The organism is Maricaulis sp. (assembly GCF_017642925.1).
GTDB lineage: Bacteria > Pseudomonadota > Alphaproteobacteria > Caulobacterales > Maricaulaceae > Maricaulis.
In genome coordinates this window covers 26,018-42,603 of the sequence record NZ_JAEPOL010000012.1, presented here as the reverse complement: position 1 = coordinate 42,603, position 16,586 = coordinate 26,018, and the positions used below count along the sequence as shown (strand labels likewise).

18 protein-coding genes and 1 tRNA gene are annotated in these 16,586 nt (G+C 65.7%); 7 read left to right on the top strand and 12 right to left on the bottom strand.

Going from position 1 to position 16,586, the window contains the following annotated elements:
• Nucleotides 1–31: 31 nt before the first annotated feature.
• The 6 genes from lptB to JJ918_RS11040 form a co-directional block, all read right to left on the bottom strand.
• Complete coding sequence (gene lptB, locus JJ918_RS11065) at nt 32–799, bottom strand: LPS export ABC transporter ATP-binding protein (protein ID WP_291887072.1); 768 nt, start codon at nt 797–799, stop codon at nt 32–34.
• Nucleotides 800–806: 7 nt separating this feature from the next.
• Nucleotides 807–1,409 carry an LptA/OstA family protein gene (locus tag JJ918_RS11060; protein WP_291887069.1) on the bottom strand — a complete coding sequence of 201 codons (603 nt, stop codon included), beginning with the start codon at nt 1,407–1,409 and terminating at the stop codon, nt 807–809.
• Nucleotides 1,406–2,107: an LPS export ABC transporter periplasmic protein LptC gene (gene lptC / locus JJ918_RS11055; RefSeq protein ID WP_291887066.1), complete on the bottom strand. Its 702-nt coding sequence runs from the start codon at nt 2,105–2,107 to the stop codon at nt 1,406–1,408. Before lptC ends, JJ918_RS11060 begins: the two co-directional genes overlap by 4 nt.
• A gap of 89 nt (nt 2,108–2,196) precedes the next feature.
• Entirely contained in the window at nt 2,197–2,811 is a 615-nt protein-coding gene (locus tag JJ918_RS11050) for a ribonuclease D (protein WP_291887062.1), read from the bottom strand.
• A 31-nt stretch (nt 2,812–2,842) separates the two neighbouring features.
• Nucleotides 2,843–4,111 (bottom strand): hypothetical protein, encoded by a 1,269-nt coding sequence (locus JJ918_RS11045; protein WP_291887059.1) that lies wholly within the window; start codon nt 4,109–4,111, stop codon nt 2,843–2,845.
• 10 nt (nt 4,112–4,121) lie between these two features.
• Nucleotides 4,122–5,573, bottom strand: a complete 1,452-nt coding sequence (locus tag JJ918_RS11040) for an MBOAT family protein (protein ID WP_291887057.1) — start codon at nt 5,571–5,573, stop codon at nt 4,122–4,124.
• Nucleotides 5,574–5,895: 322 nt separating this feature from the next.
• On the opposite strand from JJ918_RS11040, the gene JJ918_RS11035 reads away from it, so the two are divergent.
• A complete protein-coding gene (locus tag JJ918_RS11035; RefSeq protein ID WP_291887054.1) occupies nt 5,896–6,327 on the top strand; it encodes a hypothetical protein in 432 nt (143 codons plus the stop codon).
• Nucleotides 6,328–6,675: 348 nt separating this feature from the next.
• On the opposite strand, the gene JJ918_RS11030 is transcribed toward JJ918_RS11035, so the two are convergent.
• Nucleotides 6,676–6,762 (bottom strand) — tRNA-Leu (locus JJ918_RS11030).
• 378 nt (nt 6,763–7,140) lie between these two features.
• Between JJ918_RS11030 and JJ918_RS11025 the strand changes: the two genes are divergently transcribed.
• A complete protein-coding gene (locus JJ918_RS11025) occupies nt 7,141–8,109 on the top strand; it encodes a complex I NDUFA9 subunit family protein (protein ID WP_291887052.1) in 969 nt (322 codons plus the stop codon).
• 9 nt (nt 8,110–8,118) lie between these two features.
• Here JJ918_RS11025 and JJ918_RS11020 read toward each other — a convergent pair whose 3' ends face one another.
• Genes JJ918_RS11020 through JJ918_RS11005 form a run of 4 tightly spaced genes read right to left on the bottom strand, consistent with a single transcriptional unit; the run spans nt 8,119 to nt 10,866 of the window.
• Entirely contained in the window at nt 8,119–8,403 is a 285-nt protein-coding gene (locus JJ918_RS11020; protein ID WP_291887049.1) for a hypothetical protein, read from the bottom strand.
• Nucleotides 8,396–9,085: a hypothetical protein gene (locus JJ918_RS11015; protein WP_291887046.1), complete on the bottom strand. Its 690-nt coding sequence runs from the start codon at nt 9,083–9,085 to the stop codon at nt 8,396–8,398. Before JJ918_RS11015 ends, JJ918_RS11020 begins: the two co-directional genes overlap by 8 nt.
• Nucleotides 9,086–9,134: 49 nt before the next feature.
• The gene (locus tag JJ918_RS11010; RefSeq protein WP_291887043.1) at nt 9,135–10,016 is read right to left on the bottom strand and encodes a CPBP family intramembrane glutamic endopeptidase; all 882 of its coding nucleotides are present in this window, start codon (nt 10,014–10,016) and stop codon (nt 9,135–9,137) included.
• Nucleotides 10,017–10,062: 46 nt separating this feature from the next.
• Complete coding sequence (locus JJ918_RS11005) at nt 10,063–10,866, bottom strand: undecaprenyl-diphosphate phosphatase (RefSeq protein WP_291887041.1); 804 nt, start codon at nt 10,864–10,866, stop codon at nt 10,063–10,065.
• 90 nt (nt 10,867–10,956) lie between these two features.
• Here JJ918_RS11005 and JJ918_RS11000 point away from each other — a divergent pair, with 90 nt between their 5' ends.
• The 5 genes from JJ918_RS11000 (at nt 10,957) to JJ918_RS10980 (ending at nt 15,834) form a co-directional block, all read left to right on the top strand.
• Nucleotides 10,957–11,964, top strand: a complete 1,008-nt coding sequence (locus JJ918_RS11000; RefSeq protein WP_291887038.1) for a nucleoside hydrolase — start codon at nt 10,957–10,959, stop codon at nt 11,962–11,964.
• Complete coding sequence (locus tag JJ918_RS10995) at nt 11,954–12,931, top strand: cation diffusion facilitator family transporter (RefSeq protein ID WP_291887036.1); 978 nt, start codon at nt 11,954–11,956, stop codon at nt 12,929–12,931. The genes JJ918_RS11000 and JJ918_RS10995 overlap by 11 nt, the downstream gene beginning before the upstream one ends.
• 31 nt (nt 12,932–12,962) lie before the next feature.
• Complete coding sequence (locus tag JJ918_RS10990) at nt 12,963–13,640, top strand: glutathione S-transferase family protein (RefSeq protein ID WP_291887034.1); 678 nt, start codon at nt 12,963–12,965, stop codon at nt 13,638–13,640.
• 11 nt (nt 13,641–13,651) lie between these two features.
• Entirely contained in the window at nt 13,652–14,776 is a 1,125-nt protein-coding gene (gene queG, locus JJ918_RS10985) for a tRNA epoxyqueuosine(34) reductase QueG (protein WP_291887031.1), read from the top strand.
• Nucleotides 14,777–14,847: 71 nt separating this feature from the next.
• Nucleotides 14,848–15,834, top strand: a complete 987-nt coding sequence (locus JJ918_RS10980; protein ID WP_291887028.1) for a diguanylate cyclase — start codon at nt 14,848–14,850, stop codon at nt 15,832–15,834.
• Nucleotides 15,835–15,837: 3 nt separating this feature from the next.
• Here JJ918_RS10980 and JJ918_RS10975 read toward each other — a convergent pair whose 3' ends face one another.
• Nucleotides 15,838–16,509, bottom strand: coding sequence for a hypothetical protein (locus JJ918_RS10975; protein ID WP_291887025.1), 672 nt, complete (start codon nt 16,507–16,509; stop codon nt 15,838–15,840).
• Between the last annotated feature and the right edge of the window lie 77 nt (nt 16,510–16,586).

Here is a 16,586-nt window from a genome sequence, read left to right as displayed (position 1 = left end):
CTCTGTTTGGTACGTTTCCTGCAGAGGTTAATCAGGCAAAACTTTCTCCGAGATAAACGCGACGCACGTCCGGGTCGGCCCGGATCTCCGCCGGCGAGCCCTCGAACAGCACTTCACCCTCGTGGATGATCGTTGCTCTGTCAGTGATTTCAAGGGTTTCGCGGACATTGTGGTCGGTAATGAGAATCCCGATTCCGCGCTCGCGCAGGAAGCGGATCAGGTCGCGGATATCGGTGATTGCAAGCGGATCGATGCCCGCGAAGGGCTCGTCGAGCAGCATGAAGGCGGGGCGAGTCGCCAGGGCGCGGGCGATTTCCACCCGCCGTCTTTCACCGCCCGACAGCGAGGGCGCCGGGGCGTCGCGCAGGTGGGCGATGCGCAGTTCTTCCAGCAGCTGGTTCACCAGTTCGTGGCGCGCATCCCGATCTTTTTCAACGACTTCCGCGACAGCCAGCACGTTCTGCTCGACCGTCATGCCGTGAAAGATCGACTTTTCCTGGGGCAGATATCCGATGCCCAGCCGGGCCCGCTGATACATCGGCAGACGGGTGATGTCCTCGCCGTCAAGGAGAATTCGGCCGTAATCCGCCGCCACCAGTCCGGTAATCATATAAAAACACGTGGTCTTGCCGGCGCCGTTCGGGCCGAGCAGTCCGGCGACCTCGCCGCGTTCGAGCGAGACCGATACGCCTTTCACGACCGGGCGCTTGCCATAGGCCTTGCCGATCTTCTCGACAACGAGGCCGTTGCCGGTGGCGGTTTCGGGCGCAGGGGCCGGATGGAATTCGCTGAAGGCCATGCCGGTTCTATCCGTCCGTCTCTTCGGTGCCGCCGCCATTGCCTTCACCTTCATCCGGGGTGGCGGTCTCTTCATTGCCGCGCGGATGGATAACCATGCGCACACGGGCGCCGTCGCCGGCCTCGCCGAAGGAGGAATTGCCGGTCACCAGATCGGTCACGAACCGCGTTGCGGTAAACACGTCCTCGCCCTGGGTGATGACGACATCGCCGGTCAGGGTGATGGTTTCCTCGGCCAGAAGATAGACGCCGCGATCGCCGCGCGCCCGCTGTTCCGGCGTGGTGTAGAAGACATTCCCGGTCGCCACGATGCGCTCGATATTGCCCAGATTCCCCGTCGGGCCCGCGCCGGTGCTCTCGCCGTCGAAGAACACCTCGATCCGGTCGGCCCGCAGGCTGCTGGTCCCCTGTACGACATTGACATTGCCGGTCCACACGGCCCGGTTCTCCGGATTGAACAGTTCGGAATGGTCGGCCTCGATGTCCAGCGGCAGGCGGGAATCGCCGATCTGCGCCAGGGCGGACGATGTCAGGGCGCCCGATGTCAGTGCGGCCAGGACGAGGGCGACCCGTGCGGCGGCGCAGGCCCGGAGTGCTGTCAGTCGCATCATTCGCTTCCTTCTTCTTGCGCGGTGCGCGACAGGTCGGTGCGCTCCTGAACGAGAGTCATGCGGACGTTTCCGTCAAAAATCAAAAGATCCCCGCCGTCGCGGATTTCATAGCTGTCGGCGCGGATCGTGCCCATGGGCCCGGATCCCTCGACCGGACGCTCGCCGACGACACGCGCCTCGCGCAGGAAAATCCGTGCATGCTCGGAGGCGAAGCTGTAGCCGTCCTCTGTGTCCAGATTGACGTCGGAATAGAGATCCAGCACCCGGTTGTTGGCATCGTACCGGCCGGTCTGCGCCAGGACGCTGGACGCATCGGTCTCCAGAAAGTCATAGTCGAGACGGGGACGTTCCAGATCGGTGATGTCCGGCGCCCCGCCGCGCTGACGGATCGCGGCATCGGCCGTCAGCACATAGGGGATGAGCGCGTCGTCACGCCCCACAAAGCGCGGATTGACCATGCGGCTGTCCGAACTGACCATCTCGGTCTCGCCGGAGACCGTGCCCTGGCTGCCCATGATCAGCTGCACGACCAGCAGGACCGCGATCGCTGCCGCAGCAATCATGAAGCCCAGACGCAGCCGCCGCACAAACGCCGTGCGCCGCCGGGCAACGCCGAGCGCCAGCGCGCGGCGCGGTTCCCAGCTGCCGTGATGCGGGGGCTGAAAGGCCTCAAGGCCGGGGTTGGCAGTCACGCTCATGAGCCGTCAATGGTTGGCGGCGTCCGGCGCAGTGCCGGGCGCGGCAGTAGAAAGACCAGTCTTCGCAGGCCTTTTCAAGGCAATCCGGTTCAGGAGTGCGCGAAAATGTCGGTTTCCGGCCAGCCGGCCAGATCGAGCCTTGCGCGCGTCGGCAGGAAGTCGAAACAGGCCTTGGCGAGCGCCATGCGGTCTTCGCGTTCCAGCATCATCGTCAGCCGGTCGCGCAGGGCATGCAGATGCAACACATCGGAAGCGGCATATTCCAGCTGTGCCGGGCTCAGCTCGTCGGCGCCCCAGTCCGAGCTCTGCTGCTGCTTGTTCATGTCGACGCCGATAAGCTCGCGCGTCACGTCTTTCAAACCGTGACGGTCGGTATAGGTACGGCACAGTTTCGAGGCAATTTTGGTGCAGAAAACGGGCGCCAGTGTCACACCAAGGTAGCGCTCGACCATCGCCACGTCGAAGCGGGCAAAGTGCAGGATCTTCTCGGTGCCCGGATCCGACAGCAGCGCTTTCAGGTTCGGACAGTCATAGGTCTTGCGGTCCATCTGCACGACATGGGCATCGCCATCGCCGGCCGACAATTGCACCACGCACAGCATGTCCCGCGTCAGCGACAGACCCATCGTCTCGGTGTCGATGGCAACGGCCTGGCCGAGGTCGAGGCCGGCGGGCAGATCGCCCTTGTGGTAGTGCACGGTCATGATCGAATTTCCTTGCTCGTGAAGACCGGTCCTAGCGCCGCGACGCCGCCGGCGCAATGCGCTCGAGCTTGTCGTCCAGGCTGCGCCCGTCGTCGCGGTTGAGGAATTGCGGGGGCGACACCTCGGGCTCCGGCCGGGTCAGCTCCAGATCGTCGAACATGGCGGTTGCCGCCTGCCCGTCCGGCCGCTCCAGCCAGGCCTGGCGCCGCTCACGCAGCGCATCGGCGGTCGAGGCGACGGTTTCGGGCGTCAGCCTTATACCGAAGGGAACGGTACCCGAGGGCGCTTCCATCCGTTCCAGCCGCATGCGCTCCAGCATCGCCTGGCCGACATGCGGCAGATAGTGCGAGGGCTCGTAGAAGGCCGGGTGTGCGCCGGTCTGTTCCGGTCCCGGTGCCGGTTGGCGGGCGAAGGGCTGGAAGCCCGAAAAGTCCCACAGCACGGCGCCGCCGCCCGGAACACAGGCTTCGACCGGTTCGCGGTCGGCATAGGCTTCGAAAGTCTCTGCCAGCAATTGGCGGAAGGCGAGATATTCGTCCAGTTCGCCGGAGCGGACCAGCGCTTCTTCGCGCCAGGCATGCAGGGGGTGAATGAAGCCCGTCACCTGGATGCCCGAAGCGGTGAGTGCATCGAGCACGTCCTGGAACATCATCAGGCGTTCCGGGTCGAAAGTGTAGCCCTGGTACCAGGAATAGATGCCGCGCGCGCCACTCTCATAGCGCTCGCGCTGGGCGCCGGCCGGATAGGTGTCTGCCCAGGGCACGCGCGGTTCGCCGCCGGTCAGATTGTCGGCGATCAGCTGAAGCGAGGCGCCGAACGTGTTGGGCGACAGCGAGACGCGGGCGAGCGACAGCCAGCGGCGCCCGTCGGCCAGCGCCGACAGCCAGTAGGTCGCCTTGGCCTTGGAGTGGACGCCGAACTCGTCGAGATCGAGCCCGATCACCACGCAGCGCAGCTCCTCATTCCGCGCTGCCAGGGCGGCGGCTTGCGACAGTTCGAAGATATTCGTGCCGCGCATGCCGGCATTGTAGATACCGCCGGGCCAGTGTTCCGGCTCGTGCGGGAAACCGTCCACCGTGCGCGACGAGCCGAGGAGGATGGCCCGGGCGCCGCCGCGGGCCAGCCGGTCGGCAACATGCACCCGTCCACCGTCCTCCAGCAGGCGCGTATCGCGCGCCGTCAGGCCGGGAATGTCCGGCGCGCCGGTGATGCCGAACGGGTCGATGAGCGCGTTGAAGCCGCCGAACAGGGCCAGGCCGGCGAAAAGGGCGATCAGCAATGTCGAGGCGTAGCGCGTCATCCCTGTGCCCTCAGAATGTGTAATAGATGAATTCGGACGTCTTCCAGGCGTTTAGCACCGACAGGAAGAGCAGCGCCGCCGCGGCGATGGCCGTGCCGCGCGAGAATTTCCAGCGCGGACCGGGCTTGGGCCGGATTTCCGCATCCTTCATCGTCTGCTCGTCGATCGCGTCGGAGAAGACTTCCGGCGTATCCGGCAGCGACCAGACAATGCCCAGGCCCAGCACGATCCAGGCGATCGCCTCCACAGTCACACCGTCCAGCCCCAGACCGGAGAAGCCGAACATGCCGGCCAGGATGCGACCGGCACCGGACCAGCTTTCGGCGCGGAAGAAGACCCAGGCTATGGTCGTGAAGGCGAAGGTGAGACCGATTGCGATCACCTTGCGCCGGCCCGCGAACCAGTTCTTCGGGCCCCATTTGGCCCAGAAATGGTTCACCGTCAGGCCCAGCCCGTGCAGCCCGCCCCATATGACGAATGTCCATGCGGCACCGTGCCAGAGCCCGCCGAGCAGCATGGTGGCGAACAGGTTCACATAGCGGCGCACCTCGCCTTTGCGATTGCCGCCGAGCGGGATGTAAAGATGATCGCGCAGGAAATGGCTCAGCGTGATGTGCCAGCGCCGCCAGAACTCCACCACCGAGGCCGACTTGTAGGGGCCGTTGAAGTTCACCGGCAGGCGGTAGCCCAGGCATCGAGCCAGGCCCAGCGCCATGTCGGAATAGCCCGAGAAATCGAAGAAGATCTGCAGCGCATAGGCCACCGCGCCGATCCAGGCGGCGATCAGGCCCGGCTCTCCGCCGCGCTCGGCCATCGCGAACAGCGATGAGGCGAAGGGTTCGATATTCTCCGCGATCAGGACTTTCTTCGCCAGGCCGATCGAGAAGATGGTCAGGCCGATACCCAGATTGGCGGAGAGGTCGTCCTTGCGCTTGTCGTCGGCAAACTGCGCCGCGATCTGGTGGTGCTGAACCAGCGGGCCGGCGACGATATGCGGGAAGAAGCTGACGAAGAGCGTGTGCGAGAAGATGTGGCCCGGAGCCGTCTTCTTGCGGGCGATATCCACCAGGAAGGAGATCTGCTGGAAGGAAAAGAAGGAGATCGCCAGCGGCAGGCCGACATTGAGCAGCGGTAGTTCAAGCGGGGTCAGTGCGTTGACATTGCCGATCAGGAAGTCGGCGTATTTGAAGAAGCCCAGCAGGGCCAGGTTGAAGATGATGCCGATGGCGAGGAAGGGCTGATTGCCCCATCGCGCCATGGCCCGCGCGACGATGTGGTTCATCGCCACCGAGAACAGCAGCAGCGGCAGGTTCCGCACATCCCACCAGGCATAGAAGACCAGCGAGGCGAGGTTCAGGATGAACAGCGCTGCCAGATGGCTCAGATAGCGCCGCGCCAGATAGTAGGCCGCGAGCACGCCGGGCAGGAAAAGAAACAGGAATTCGAACGAATTGAAGAGCATGTCGCAGCCCGGCCCCCGAGGTGCGGGGACGCTAGCGGCCCGGGCCCGGTGCGGCAAGGCAGGCCTGCACGCGGCCGGAGCTCCCGGGGGCGGCGCCACCGCCATGCAGTTTTGTGACAACGAGGTGACAAACGGGCGCGAACCCAAATCTTAATTCATCGTAAAATCACGAAATGACTGTCATATTACCTTTAAAAATCAGCGCATGCAGGGGTTTGCGTGAAATCACGTATGATCCGTGTACGGACTTTACAGGGATTGTGGGTTCTGTAACATTAGCGTCATACAAACGCTGTTTCAGATTCTCACAGGAGGAGAAGTCATGAAAAAGACAAGCATGATGATCGCTGCTTCCCTCGCTGGCGCCCTCGCCCTGGCCGGTCAGGTCACGGCTCAACGCGCCCCGATCCAGGGTGAAGCCTTTGTTCTCGAAATGCTCGGTCAGCGCAGTTGGGAAGTATCCTGCCGCCTGACCCAGGGTGATGGTGATGCCATCGAAACCCGTGAGGCCGGCCGGGGCCTGCATGACAATGGCCGCTTCGCCATCGGCGATGTGACCGGTGGTCTGTGCTCCTACTCCGTGCCCGAACGCGGCGAGCTGCGCCTGACCATGGATGTCGAGCACACGGCTTTCAACTGCCCGTTCACGGTGACCGAGGCCGGCTTCTGCCGCGCCTATCTCCAGCCGGGCGATAGCGGCAGCTTCCAGATCACCCGCCGTTCGGCCGGTGCGAGCGCTGTCACCGGTTCGTAAGCGACCGGCGCAAGTCCCCCAACCTGTACGAAGCACTTACAGGTCAATGAAACGCCCGGCCGGGACATCGGCCGGGCGTTTTGCTTTGTGTGCGGTGTGTTCGCTGCTGCACGCGTTTCCGACTGACTGGCGCAAAGCATGGGGGATGTCCTGCAGCCCGTTCAAACCGGGCGACAAAGGCACCGGTGTCCGGCGTGTTGACGCACGGGAAGAGCCGGGGACGAAACTGTGCGTGCCGATTTGAGGACACACCTGCTCCGCAGGCGCAATACAAGTCTGCGAGGGGAGTGACCCGGTTCAACGCCAACGAAAAGCTGGCATCGCGTCACAATAGCGGTCCGGAGAGGATGGTGCCCAGGAGAAGACTCGAACTTCCACTCCCTAACGGGAACTGGCACCTGAAGCCAGCGCGTCTACCAATTCCGCCACCTGGGCAGGTGTCGAGGCGCGGTTCCTAAAGCCGCCATGCCGCCAAGTCAACGGGGCATGCGCAATTTGGCGGCGCTTTTTGCAGCCTGTGCCGATGCCCGCTGGATCGTGTCGTGATCGCCCCCGCCGTGTGCGTCAGAAGATGCTGGACATGACCGTTGTGCGGTCCGGAAATTGGCCAGAATTCCCGCGAGAGGCAGCAGTCGGGGACGTGGGGTGTGCTTCTCCCTTCTGAGCTTCCCCCGGCGCGAGGCGGCGGGGGAAGCGTAGGCCGGCGGAAAGCGACAGCGACCAGGGCCGGGTGCCGTTCAAGCGCAATGCCGCATGGACAGGCGGGCGGTTTTTTGGTCTATCCCCAACAAGCCCAGTTTGCAGGGGACAGCCATGCTGCGAGACGAAATCATCACCGTGTTCGGCGGATCCGGCTTTGTCGGACGCCATGTGGTCCGGGCGCTGGCCCGTGAAGGCTATCGGGTCCGCGTCGCATCGCGGCGGCCCCACATCGCCCAGGACCTGCGCGTGATGGGCGTGGTGGGCCAGGTACAGCTGGTCCAGGCCAATCTGCGCGTTCCCGCCTCGGTCGAACGCGCGCTGGAAGGCGCCAGCGGTGTGGTGAACCTTGTCGGCGTGCTGAACGAGAACGGCCGCCAGACCTTCACGCGCCTTCATGCCCAGGGCGCGAAGACGGTTGCCGAAGCCGCCGCTGCGGCGGGGATCGAGCGGCTGGTGCATATCTCCGCCATTGGCGCCGATGCCGAAAGCGCGTCGCGCTATGCCCGCACCAAGGCGGACGGCGAAGCCGCCGTGCGCAAGGCGCTTCCGACCGCGACCGTGCTGCGCCCGTCCATCGTGTTCGGAACGGATGACGGTTTCTTCAACCGTTTCGGCGCCATGGCGCGCTTCGTGCCGGCCCTGCCGCTGTTCGGCGGCGGCAAGACCCGTTTCCAGCCGGTCTTTGCCGGCGACGTGGCAGCCGCGGTGGTCAAGTCTCTGCAGAGCGATACGGCCCGTGGCGAGACCTTCGAGCTTGGCGGACCGGGCATTTACACGTTCGAACAGCTGATGCGCTTCATCCTCGACGAGATCGACCGGCCGCGCCTGCTGCTGCCGCTGCCCTGGGCGGCTGGCCAGGTGATCGCCATGCTGTCCGAGATGGCCGCGATCCTGCCCTTCGTGGAGCCGGTCATCACCCGCGACCAGCTTACCCAGCTCAAGCGCGACAATGTCGTTGCTGACGGTGCGAAAACGCTGGCGGATCTGGGCATCGAGCCGGAAACAGTGGACGCCATCGTGCCGTCCTACCTGGTGCGCTATCGCCGCTACGGCCAGTTTCACGAGCGCCAGACGAGCTAGCCGGCCCCGCTAGAGTATCTTGTCGAGCAGGTCGAGCGCCTTGTCGAGCCAAGCCAGGCGCTCGGTGTATTGCGCCTGCGCCTTGCCGGCCTTTTCGACAGCCTCCTTGAACGCCGTCCGGTCAGGAAGGTCCAGCGTCAGGAAATCGTCGGCCAGCTGTGCATAGCCGATCAGGTCGATCTTCTGCTGCAGGTCCGTCATCCGAGTGCGGACGCCGGCTTGTGCCAGCAGCGGCAAGCTTGCCAGGCTGTCCTCCAGCGCCGTGATCTGGGCGCGCATCTCGTCTTCAGTCATCCGGGGTCACCTCGCGGGCGGGGTTGGGCGCGACCATGCTGTCGAGCAGGGCCTGGATATCGTCTGCCGTACTGCCGGCTTCTGCGCGGATGCGGGCCAAGCGCTCGGTGAGTGCGGCGATCGTGTCGGCATCGACAATCCGGCCGGTAATCCGTTCGAGCGCTGTGGGCGTCTGGATGTGGGTGTTGAGCAGGGCCTGCGCCGCCACGACCTCATCCATCAGGGCGTCCAGTTCGGCAGACTTGGCCACGATGCGGGCGTGAAGCGTATCCAGCGCGGCGATATTGGCGAGAATGCCGGCGCGTCCGAGATTGTGCTGTTCAATCGCAAAACGGGCGGTCTCGTCGTCGAGCGCAACGCCACCCGGCCCGTCCGATGGATTGTCGCAGTGGTCGTCGCTGGCCGGCGACAATACGCCCGCGGCGACATAGAACCGCGCATCGGCGCAGGCGAGTTCCGCTTCGAAGCGGGCCTTGCGTTGCAGTCTGAGCTGGTCGGCGTGCCGGACCAGCGCCTGCCCTTGTGCGCCCACGGCCGTTTCCATCGCCGTCAGGGTGGCAAGCTGGGTTGTCGACAAGTCCCGCACCTGGCGCGGGGTTCCGCAGGCGGCAAGGGCCAGAACGGTCAATAGCGCCAGGGCCATCCGCGCCCCGGCTGTCCGCGGAAAAACACGGTCGCGCATCGGTTGTCTCCTTCAGAAGGAAGGTAACCTTAAACTGCGCACACAGCAACTACACGTCCCCGTCGGCCGCTCCGATCTTGCCGCGGGCCTGCCGGTAGAGCGCGATCGGCACCAGGCCGGCCGCGAGTACCGCAAAGCCGCCCAGGCCCAGAAGCCCGTTCCACGGCCAGTTCTGGTCCGGCAGGAAGATGAGCCCGACGCCGGCGACCGCATTGATGGAGCCGTGAAAGGCGCCGGCGGCATAGACGCCGCCGCCCCGCTCGCGCGCCAGCGCGAGATAGGGCGTCAGGAGCACGGTGAAGAGCGTCATCGCGGCGACGCCTGTCCAGCCCAGGCCCGGATAATTGTAGCCCATCAGGACAAGCGGGGCGTGCCAGACGCCCCAGATCACGCCGATCACCAGCGACTGCACCCAGAAGCCCAGACCGGACAGCCGCGGTTGCAGCCAGCCGCGCCAGCCCAGCTCCTCGCTGATGGTCAGCAGCACGGTATTGATCAGGATGCCGACCGGCACGCCGATGGCCAGCTGCAGGGTGAGCAGCATTTCCGGCGACATCGGCACCTCCTGGCCCGAGGCTTCGACCACGGCGGCCAGGGCCGCTGCGGCATCGGCCGGTTCGGACCGGGTCAGCACCAGGGTCACGATCGAGGCCAGTGCTGCCAGCACAACGGGAACAAGCCAGCCCCAGATCGTCCAGACGACAACCGGGCCGGCGCGGCCGGGCCTGAAGCCCAGAGCGGTCAGGGCGCGGTTGCGATCGAACAGGATGGTGGCCACGATCGCACCGATGGCCGGTCCGAACATGAAGCCCGTCATGTAGAGGGTGGCGAAGGCACCGGCGCCCGCAAGGCCGCCCTCACTGTACAGCCAGGCCCCGATCGCCCAGCTGACACCGAAACTCACAACCAGAAAAACCCCGATGGCCCGCATGTCGTCCCCCCGCGCTGAAGCGTGCCGGCTTACAGTGCCCGGGAAGCTAGAGGATAATCAAGCCGATCAGAATGAGGCCGAGGGCCAGCCGGTAGAGCACGAAGGGCAGGAAGCCGATCCGGTCGACGAGTTTCATCATCACGGCAATCGACGCCCAGGCCGCGAAGAAGGACAGCACGGCCACGATCAGGCCGGCTTCGAGCGAGGCGCCGGCATCGTCCGCCCCCGCAAGGTCGATCACGGATACCAGGGCAAACGCGGCGATCACCGGGATGGCCATCAGCATGGAGAAGCGAGCGCTTTCCGAGCGTTTCAGGCCCAGCGCCCGGCCTGCCGTCATGGTAACGCCGGAACGGGACGCGCCGGGGATGAGGGCGAACAGCTGGGCGATGCCGATCAGGGCGGCGTCCTTGAAGCTGAGCGTCTCCAGCGTGCCGGTCTGCTTGCCATAGCGGTCGGCCAGCCAGAGCGGCAGGGCAAAGACCAGCGTGGCCCCGGCAATCACGGCCGGCGAGCGCAGGGCATCGACCAGATCGAAGGCGTAGAGCGCGCCGGCGAAGATGAAGACCGGCGGCATCGAAGCAGCCACCAGGATGGCGATCCGTCCGCCCGGCGTGATCCGTCCGGTCAGCAGGGCCAGCTTGCCGCGCGCCACATCGAATATGTCGCGCCAGAAATACACCAGGACCGCAACCAGCGACCCCGCGTGCGCCATCACATCGATCAGCGGACCCTGGTCCTCCACGCCCAGCGCACCCGGCGCCAGGATGAGGTGAGCCGAGGACGAGATCGGCAGGAATTCGGTGAGGCCCTGGACGAGCGCGAGAACAATCAGCTGAATGAGTGGCATGTGGGTCTTCCCCTGGACGGGCCGGCGGCATATTCCGCCAGTTCACAGTGCTTGGCCAGTGGGCGACTGCGCAGGCAAGCGGGAGACGGGATGCGGATCTGGATCGATACCGATGGCGGCGTGGACGATGCGTTGGCCCTGGTCTGCGCCCTTGCGGTTTCCGAAGGGCGGCTGGCTGGCGTATCGACCGTGTTCGGCAATGTCTCGCCGCGCCGTGCAGCGCGCAATGCCGCCCTGGTCCAGGCCTTCTATCCCGGCAAGTCCGCTGCGGTCCATGTCGGCGCCGACCGCCCGTTGACGGGACATCCCTGGCAGGATGCGCACGCAATCCATGGCGAGGACGGTCTGGGCGGTGTGACGGCAGATCATGCGCTGGCCTTCGAAACCGGGGTCGTTCGCGAGGCCCATCCCGACGAGACGGCCGACGCGCTGGCCGCCTTCGCGCGTGAGGCCGGTGCAGCCGGACGCCTGGTGTGTACCGGTCCGATGACCAATCTGGCGCGGGCACTCCTGCGCGACGCCGAAGCCTTTGCCGGAATTGGCCGGATTGTGTGCATGGGGACAAGCCTCAGCGTTCCCGACGTGCGGCGGGACCGGGCCGAATTCAATGCCAGTTCCGACCTCGAGGCCGCCCGCATCGTGATCGAACAGGCGCCGAATCTCCTGGTCATGCCGCTCGATACCTGCCGCCGCGTCGTGATGGAGCGGGCCTGGCTGGCCCGACTGGCAGACCGGCATGACCGGCCGGTGCTGACTTTCCTGCGCCGTGCGCATGCCCACTACATGGATGCCTACCAGGCCATGGAAGGGATTGATGGCTGCTATCCGCACGACGCCCTGGCGGTGGCTGCAGCGCTGGCGCCCGAGGCCGGCCTGTTCGCCGTCGAGCCGGGCCGCTACGTTCTGGGCGAAGACGGGGCGTTCACCGGGCTGCTGCGACCGGATCCGGCGGCGCGGTGCATCGAGGTGGCGCGCGATGTCGATGCCGTCCGGGCGCTGGACTGGATTGAATCCTGCCTGACGGTCTCGGCGGAATTGACGCCGCTTGGCGGCCGGCCCTACACCGGCAGCGGGAAGGACAATACCAATGCCCCATGATCATGTCGGTTCACCGGGCGGGCCCGGGCGTCTGGAGCCCCGGGAAGCGCTGAGCCATACGGGCCGCGCGACGGCGGCGTCCGTTGCCGTGGCGCTGGTCCTGACAATCACCAAGGGCATCGTCTGGTACCTGTCCGGTTCGGTCGCGCTGCTGGCCTCCGCCGCCGACAGCCTGCTCGATCTGACGGCATCCCTGACGGTCTATTTCTCGGTGCGCTATGCCGCCGAGCCGGCGGATGCGGAACACCGCTTCGGTCATGGCAAGGCGGAAGCCTTTGCCGGCATCCTGCAGGCGATCCTGGTCGCGGTCTCCGCTGCGCTTCTGGTGCGCGAGGGGATCGCCCACCTGATCGAGCCGCAACCGATCGAGGCGAGCGGCTGGGCGCTGGGCGTGATGGGGCTGTCCATTGCACTGACCCTGGTTCTGCTGATCGTCCAGACCCGGGCCCTGGAAAAGACCGGCTCGATAGCGGTGGAAGGTGACCGGGCGCACTATTTTTCCGATCTCGGTTCGAACATTGCCGTGATCGCGGGTATCGCAGGCGCCACGCTTCTCGGCTGGCTCTGGCTGGATGCGCTTGCAGCGCTCGGTGTGGCGGCCTGGCTGGGATGGACGGCCTGGGGCGTGGCCCGCGGGGCCGGCAATCAGCTGATGGACCGGGAGCTGCCCGAGGAAGAGCGCGACCGCATCATGCACATCGCGGCTGAAGATCCGCGCATCATCAATATCCATCAATTGCGCACGCGGGCGGCCGGCCCGCTGCTGCACATCCAGTTCCATATGGCGTTGAAGCCGGACATGAGCCTGCGCGACGCCCATTCCATCCTGGTGGATTGCGAGAGGCGCATCCTGGCCGCCTATCCCGCTGCCGATATCATCATCCACGCCGACCCTCACGGCGCGGCCGAGCCGCATGGTGCGGAATTCTTCAAGGGCGACGATCCGGTCGAAGCACATGACCCTTAGACCGCGCGCCGAAACAGGCTAGCCTCGCACCATGCGCATCCTGCACTTCTGGCCCCTCGATCCGTTTTCCCGCCAGGTCCGGCTGGCGCTGGAGGAGAAATCCCTGCGGCACGACCTGCAGCTGGAGGTTCCCTGGGAGCGTCCGGACGATCTCGTTTCGCTCAATCCGGCAGGGACGACGCCGGTGCTGATCGACGAGTCCGGCGGCGGCCGGCGGGTGATCGTGGAGAGCCGCGCGATCCTGGAATACCTGGAAGAAACGACGCCGACGCCCTGCCTGCTGCCCGGCGGTCCGGCCGAGCGCGCCGAGGCGCGGCGGCTCGTCGACTGGTTCGACCGCAAGTATGACGGCGAGGTCAACGCCTACCTCCTGCATGAAAAGCTGGAAAAGCGCGCCCAGGGCCTCGGCTCGCCGGACCCGGCTGCGCTCCGCGCGGGGCGCGACCATCTGCGCTGGCATCTCGAATATATGGCCTGGCTTCTGGAAAGCCGCGACGGGCTGGCCGGCCCGCGCTATACGCTGGCCGATATCGCCGCTGCGGCCCACCTGTCCTGCGCCGACTATCTCGGCGACGTCCCGTGGGACGCGTTCGAGCCGGTTAAGCACTGGTATCAGCGCGTCAAATGCCGCCCGGCCTTCCGCGGTCTCCTGACCGACAAACTCCCGGGCACCCCGGCCTCGACGCACTATGCGGATCTGGATTTCTAGGGCAGGCCAGCATGCACGTCGACACCGTCAAATCCCTCGCCACCGGACTCGGCTTCACGGCCGTGCGCATCTGCCGGGCCGATGAGGCCTGGGAGGCGGGGGAGCGGCTGGCGCAGTTTGTCGGCGAAGGGCTGCACGGCTCGATGGCGTGGATGGAAGACACGCTGGAGCGGCGCAAGCATCCCACTGCCATGTGGGACGCGGCGAAATCGGCTGTTGTCGTGGCGATGAATTACGGGCCCGGTTTTGACCCCCTGCCGCTGCTGGAGCGCCGGTCCGAGGGCGTGATCTCGGTCTATGCACAGAATGCCGACTATCACGACCTGATGAAGAAGCGCCTCAAACACCTGGCGCGGGCCTTTGCGCAGGACACCGGCGAGGATGTGAAAGTCTTCGTCGATACCGCCCCGCTGATGGAAAAGCCGCTGGCCGGCAAGGCGGGCATGGGCTGGCAGGGCAAGCACACCAATCTGGTCAGCCGCGAGCACGGCTCCTGGCTGTTTCTGGGCGTCATGCTGACCACGGCCGACCTGCAGCCCGATACCGCCGAGACGGATCATTGCGGCTCGTGCCGGGCGTGTCTCGATATCTGCCCGACGAACGCCTTTCCGGCCCCCTACCGGCTCGATGCGCGGCGCTGCATTTCCTATCTGACGATCGAGCACAAGGGGCCGATCCCGGAGGAATTCCGGGAGCCCATGGGCAATCGTATCTATGGTTGCGACGACTGTCTGGCGGTCTGCCCGTGGAACAAGTTCGCGGCCGTCGCCGAGGAGACGGCCTTCCATCCGCGGCCCGAGCTGAAAGGGCCGCTGCTGGCCGAGCTGGCGGCGCTGAACGATGCGGAATTCCGGCAGGTCTTCACCGCCTCGCCGGTGAAACGGATCGGACGCAACCGGTTTTTGCGTAACGTGCTTATAGCGATTGGCAATTCCGGTGACGCTGCGCTTGTGCCTGTGGTGCTGGAGCGCCTTGGAGACGCGGCCCCCGAGGTGCGCGGCATGGCCGTCTGGGCCCTTGGCCGGCTCGATCCGGAGGCAGCTCTGCGGGCGGCGGCACGGCATGCAGAAAACGAGACCGATCCGCATGTCCGCGAAGAATGGGCGCGCGTGAATAAGAAACTTACCTCGGGTTGAGGGCTTGTTAGTTTTTGAGGTCTAAGGCTCCGCCCCTTGGAGGGGCTGACGCATGGGGAGCGTCTGACACAATGCAGGTCGACAGGCCGAGCGGGGACACGCATCTGGCAGGACAGGTTTTCTCGGACCGGACATCCGTCCTGGTGTGCGAGAACAGCCAGGTGCAATTGCGCATATTGAGCGAAGCCGTGCGCGATGCCGGCTATGAAGTGCACACGGCGAGCAATGCCGAGGATGCGCTGACGCTGCTGAATCTGATGCCGATCGATATCTTCCTGACGGGGATCGAGGTCGGCACGACCAGCGGGCTGGAAGCGTGCTGGCTGCTCAAGTCCAATCCGGAAACCGAGACGGTCTATACCATTGTCGTAACGGCATCCGGTCAGGAAAAGCGCCTTGAGGAATCGCTGGATGCCGGGGCGGACGATTTCATCCGCAAACCCGTCAACATGACCGAGCTGCGGGCCCGCCTGCGGGCGGCGACGCGCCTGGTGCGGATGCAGAAACAATTCCGCCACATGGCCGAGACCGATGCGCTGACCGGCGCCGCCAATCGCCGCGCTTTCATGCAGTATCTGGACACGCTGGTGGATCGCGCCCGCCGTCAGGATGCGCCGCTGGCCGCCGTCATGGTCGATCTCGACCATTTCAAGCGCACCAACGACACTTATGGGCACGCCGTCGGCGACAAGGTGCTGGTCCAGACCGTGCGCCAGGTCCAGTCCTGCCTGCGCGATTGCGACATGCTGGGCCGGCTGGGCGGCGAGGAGTTTGCTGTCGTCCTGCCCGGCGCTACGGCGGCGTCTGCCGTGGCCGCGGCGGAACGCATCCGCGAAGCGATAGCCGCTGTGGATGTGCGTGTGGACAATGGCGACCGGATTCCGGTCACGGCCAGTCTCGGTGTTGCGGTGCTGGAAGGCGACAAGATGATGGAGACGGCCGAAGGCCTGTTGCATGCAGCAGACGAGGCGCTCTATGCCGCCAAGGCTGGCGGCCGTAATCGCGTGGTCGAGGCCGCCTCCTGCCGCGAGGACGCGCCGGTGCGTGCTGTCGGCTAGGAACTAGCCGCCGCTCGCGGCGAGCCGGCGCGCTTCATTGATCTGTCCGCGCAAAACCAGGATCTCGATACGCTCGGGAGCCCGTTCGCGGGCCGCCTCGATGTCGGAGGCTGCGTCATCCAGATTGCCCGTGTTCAGGTGGAAGGCGGCGCGCAGATACCAGCCCTCGGCGCTTTCCGGCACCAGGTCGACCAGGCTCTGGGCGTCGCGCGCCAGACCGCCCCAGTTTTCCTCGGCCAGATACAGGCGTCCCCGGCCGGACAGGGTGAGGATGGAAAACGGGTCCAGGGCCAGGGCGGCCGCGTAATTGTCGAAGGCTGCGTCTGCATTGCCATTGCGTGCGCGGGTCTCGCCAGCCAGCGTCAGGAAGTCGACCCGTTCGGCATCGACCATGCCGGCGCGCCGTTCCGATGCCAGTTCTTCAAGAATGCCGGCGGCGACGTCGAAATCGCCGAGCGCGATATAGGCGTGCGCCTCGCACACCTCGGCCGGCCAGCCGCCGCCCTCGATGCGCCAGATCTGGGCCTCCTCCAGCGCCTCGGCCGGATCGTCGCCGCTCATCGCGATACAGGACTGGTAGCGCATGCGCTCTGCGTGGCGCACATCGTTCTGGGCCGATGCCGGCATGGCGCACAGGACGAGAAGGAGGGGGCTCAGGACCAGACGCGACAACATGGGAATATCCTGCGACGACAGACGCCGCCACGCTAGGGCGTGCGCGCGGCGGCGTCCATCGGCTTGCGCGTTACAAG

Bases quoted from the DNA above. Each gene is read 5' to 3' on its own strand.
- lptB (WP_291887072.1), bottom strand. From the start codon at position 799: ATGGCCTTCAGCGAATTCCATCCGGCCCCTGCGCCCGAAACCGCCACC.
- JJ918_RS11020 (WP_291887049.1), bottom strand. From the start codon at position 8,403: ATGACTGAAGACGAGATGCGCGCCCAGATCACGGCGCTGGAGGACAGC.
- JJ918_RS11040 (WP_291887057.1), bottom strand. From the start codon at position 5,573: ATGCTCTTCAATTCGTTCGAATTCCTGTTTCTTTTCCTGCCCGGCGTG.
- JJ918_RS11005 (WP_291887041.1), bottom strand. From the start codon at position 10,866: ATGCCACTCATTCAGCTGATTGTTCTCGCGCTCGTCCAGGGCCTCACC.
- JJ918_RS10990 (WP_291887034.1), top strand. From the start codon at position 12,963: ATGCGCATCCTGCACTTCTGGCCCCTCGATCCGTTTTCCCGCCAGGTC.
- JJ918_RS11025 (WP_291887052.1), top strand. From the start codon at position 7,141: ATGCTGCGAGACGAAATCATCACCGTGTTCGGCGGATCCGGCTTTGTC.
- JJ918_RS11045 (WP_291887059.1), bottom strand. From the start codon at position 4,111: ATGACGCGCTACGCCTCGACATTGCTGATCGCCCTTTTCGCCGGCCTG.
- JJ918_RS11060 (WP_291887069.1), bottom strand. From the start codon at position 1,409: ATGATGCGACTGACAGCACTCCGGGCCTGCGCCGCCGCACGGGTCGCC.
- JJ918_RS11050 (WP_291887062.1), bottom strand. From the start codon at position 2,811: ATGACCGTGCACTACCACAAGGGCGATCTGCCCGCCGGCCTCGACCTC.
- JJ918_RS11000 (WP_291887038.1), top strand. From the start codon at position 10,957: ATGCGGATCTGGATCGATACCGATGGCGGCGTGGACGATGCGTTGGCC.
- queG (WP_291887031.1), top strand. From the start codon at position 13,652: ATGCACGTCGACACCGTCAAATCCCTCGCCACCGGACTCGGCTTCACG.
- JJ918_RS11035 (WP_291887054.1), top strand. From the start codon at position 5,896: ATGAAAAAGACAAGCATGATGATCGCTGCTTCCCTCGCTGGCGCCCTC.
- JJ918_RS10980 (WP_291887028.1), top strand. From the start codon at position 14,848: ATGCAGGTCGACAGGCCGAGCGGGGACACGCATCTGGCAGGACAGGTT.
- JJ918_RS10995 (WP_291887036.1), top strand. From the start codon at position 11,954: ATGCCCCATGATCATGTCGGTTCACCGGGCGGGCCCGGGCGTCTGGAG.
- JJ918_RS11010 (WP_291887043.1), bottom strand. From the start codon at position 10,016: ATGCGGGCCATCGGGGTTTTTCTGGTTGTGAGTTTCGGTGTCAGCTGG.
- JJ918_RS11015 (WP_291887046.1), bottom strand. From the start codon at position 9,085: ATGCGCGACCGTGTTTTTCCGCGGACAGCCGGGGCGCGGATGGCCCTG.
- lptC (WP_291887066.1), bottom strand. From the start codon at position 2,107: ATGAGCGTGACTGCCAACCCCGGCCTTGAGGCCTTTCAGCCCCCGCAT.
- JJ918_RS10975 (WP_291887025.1), bottom strand. From the start codon at position 16,509: ATGTTGTCGCGTCTGGTCCTGAGCCCCCTCCTTCTCGTCCTGTGCGCC.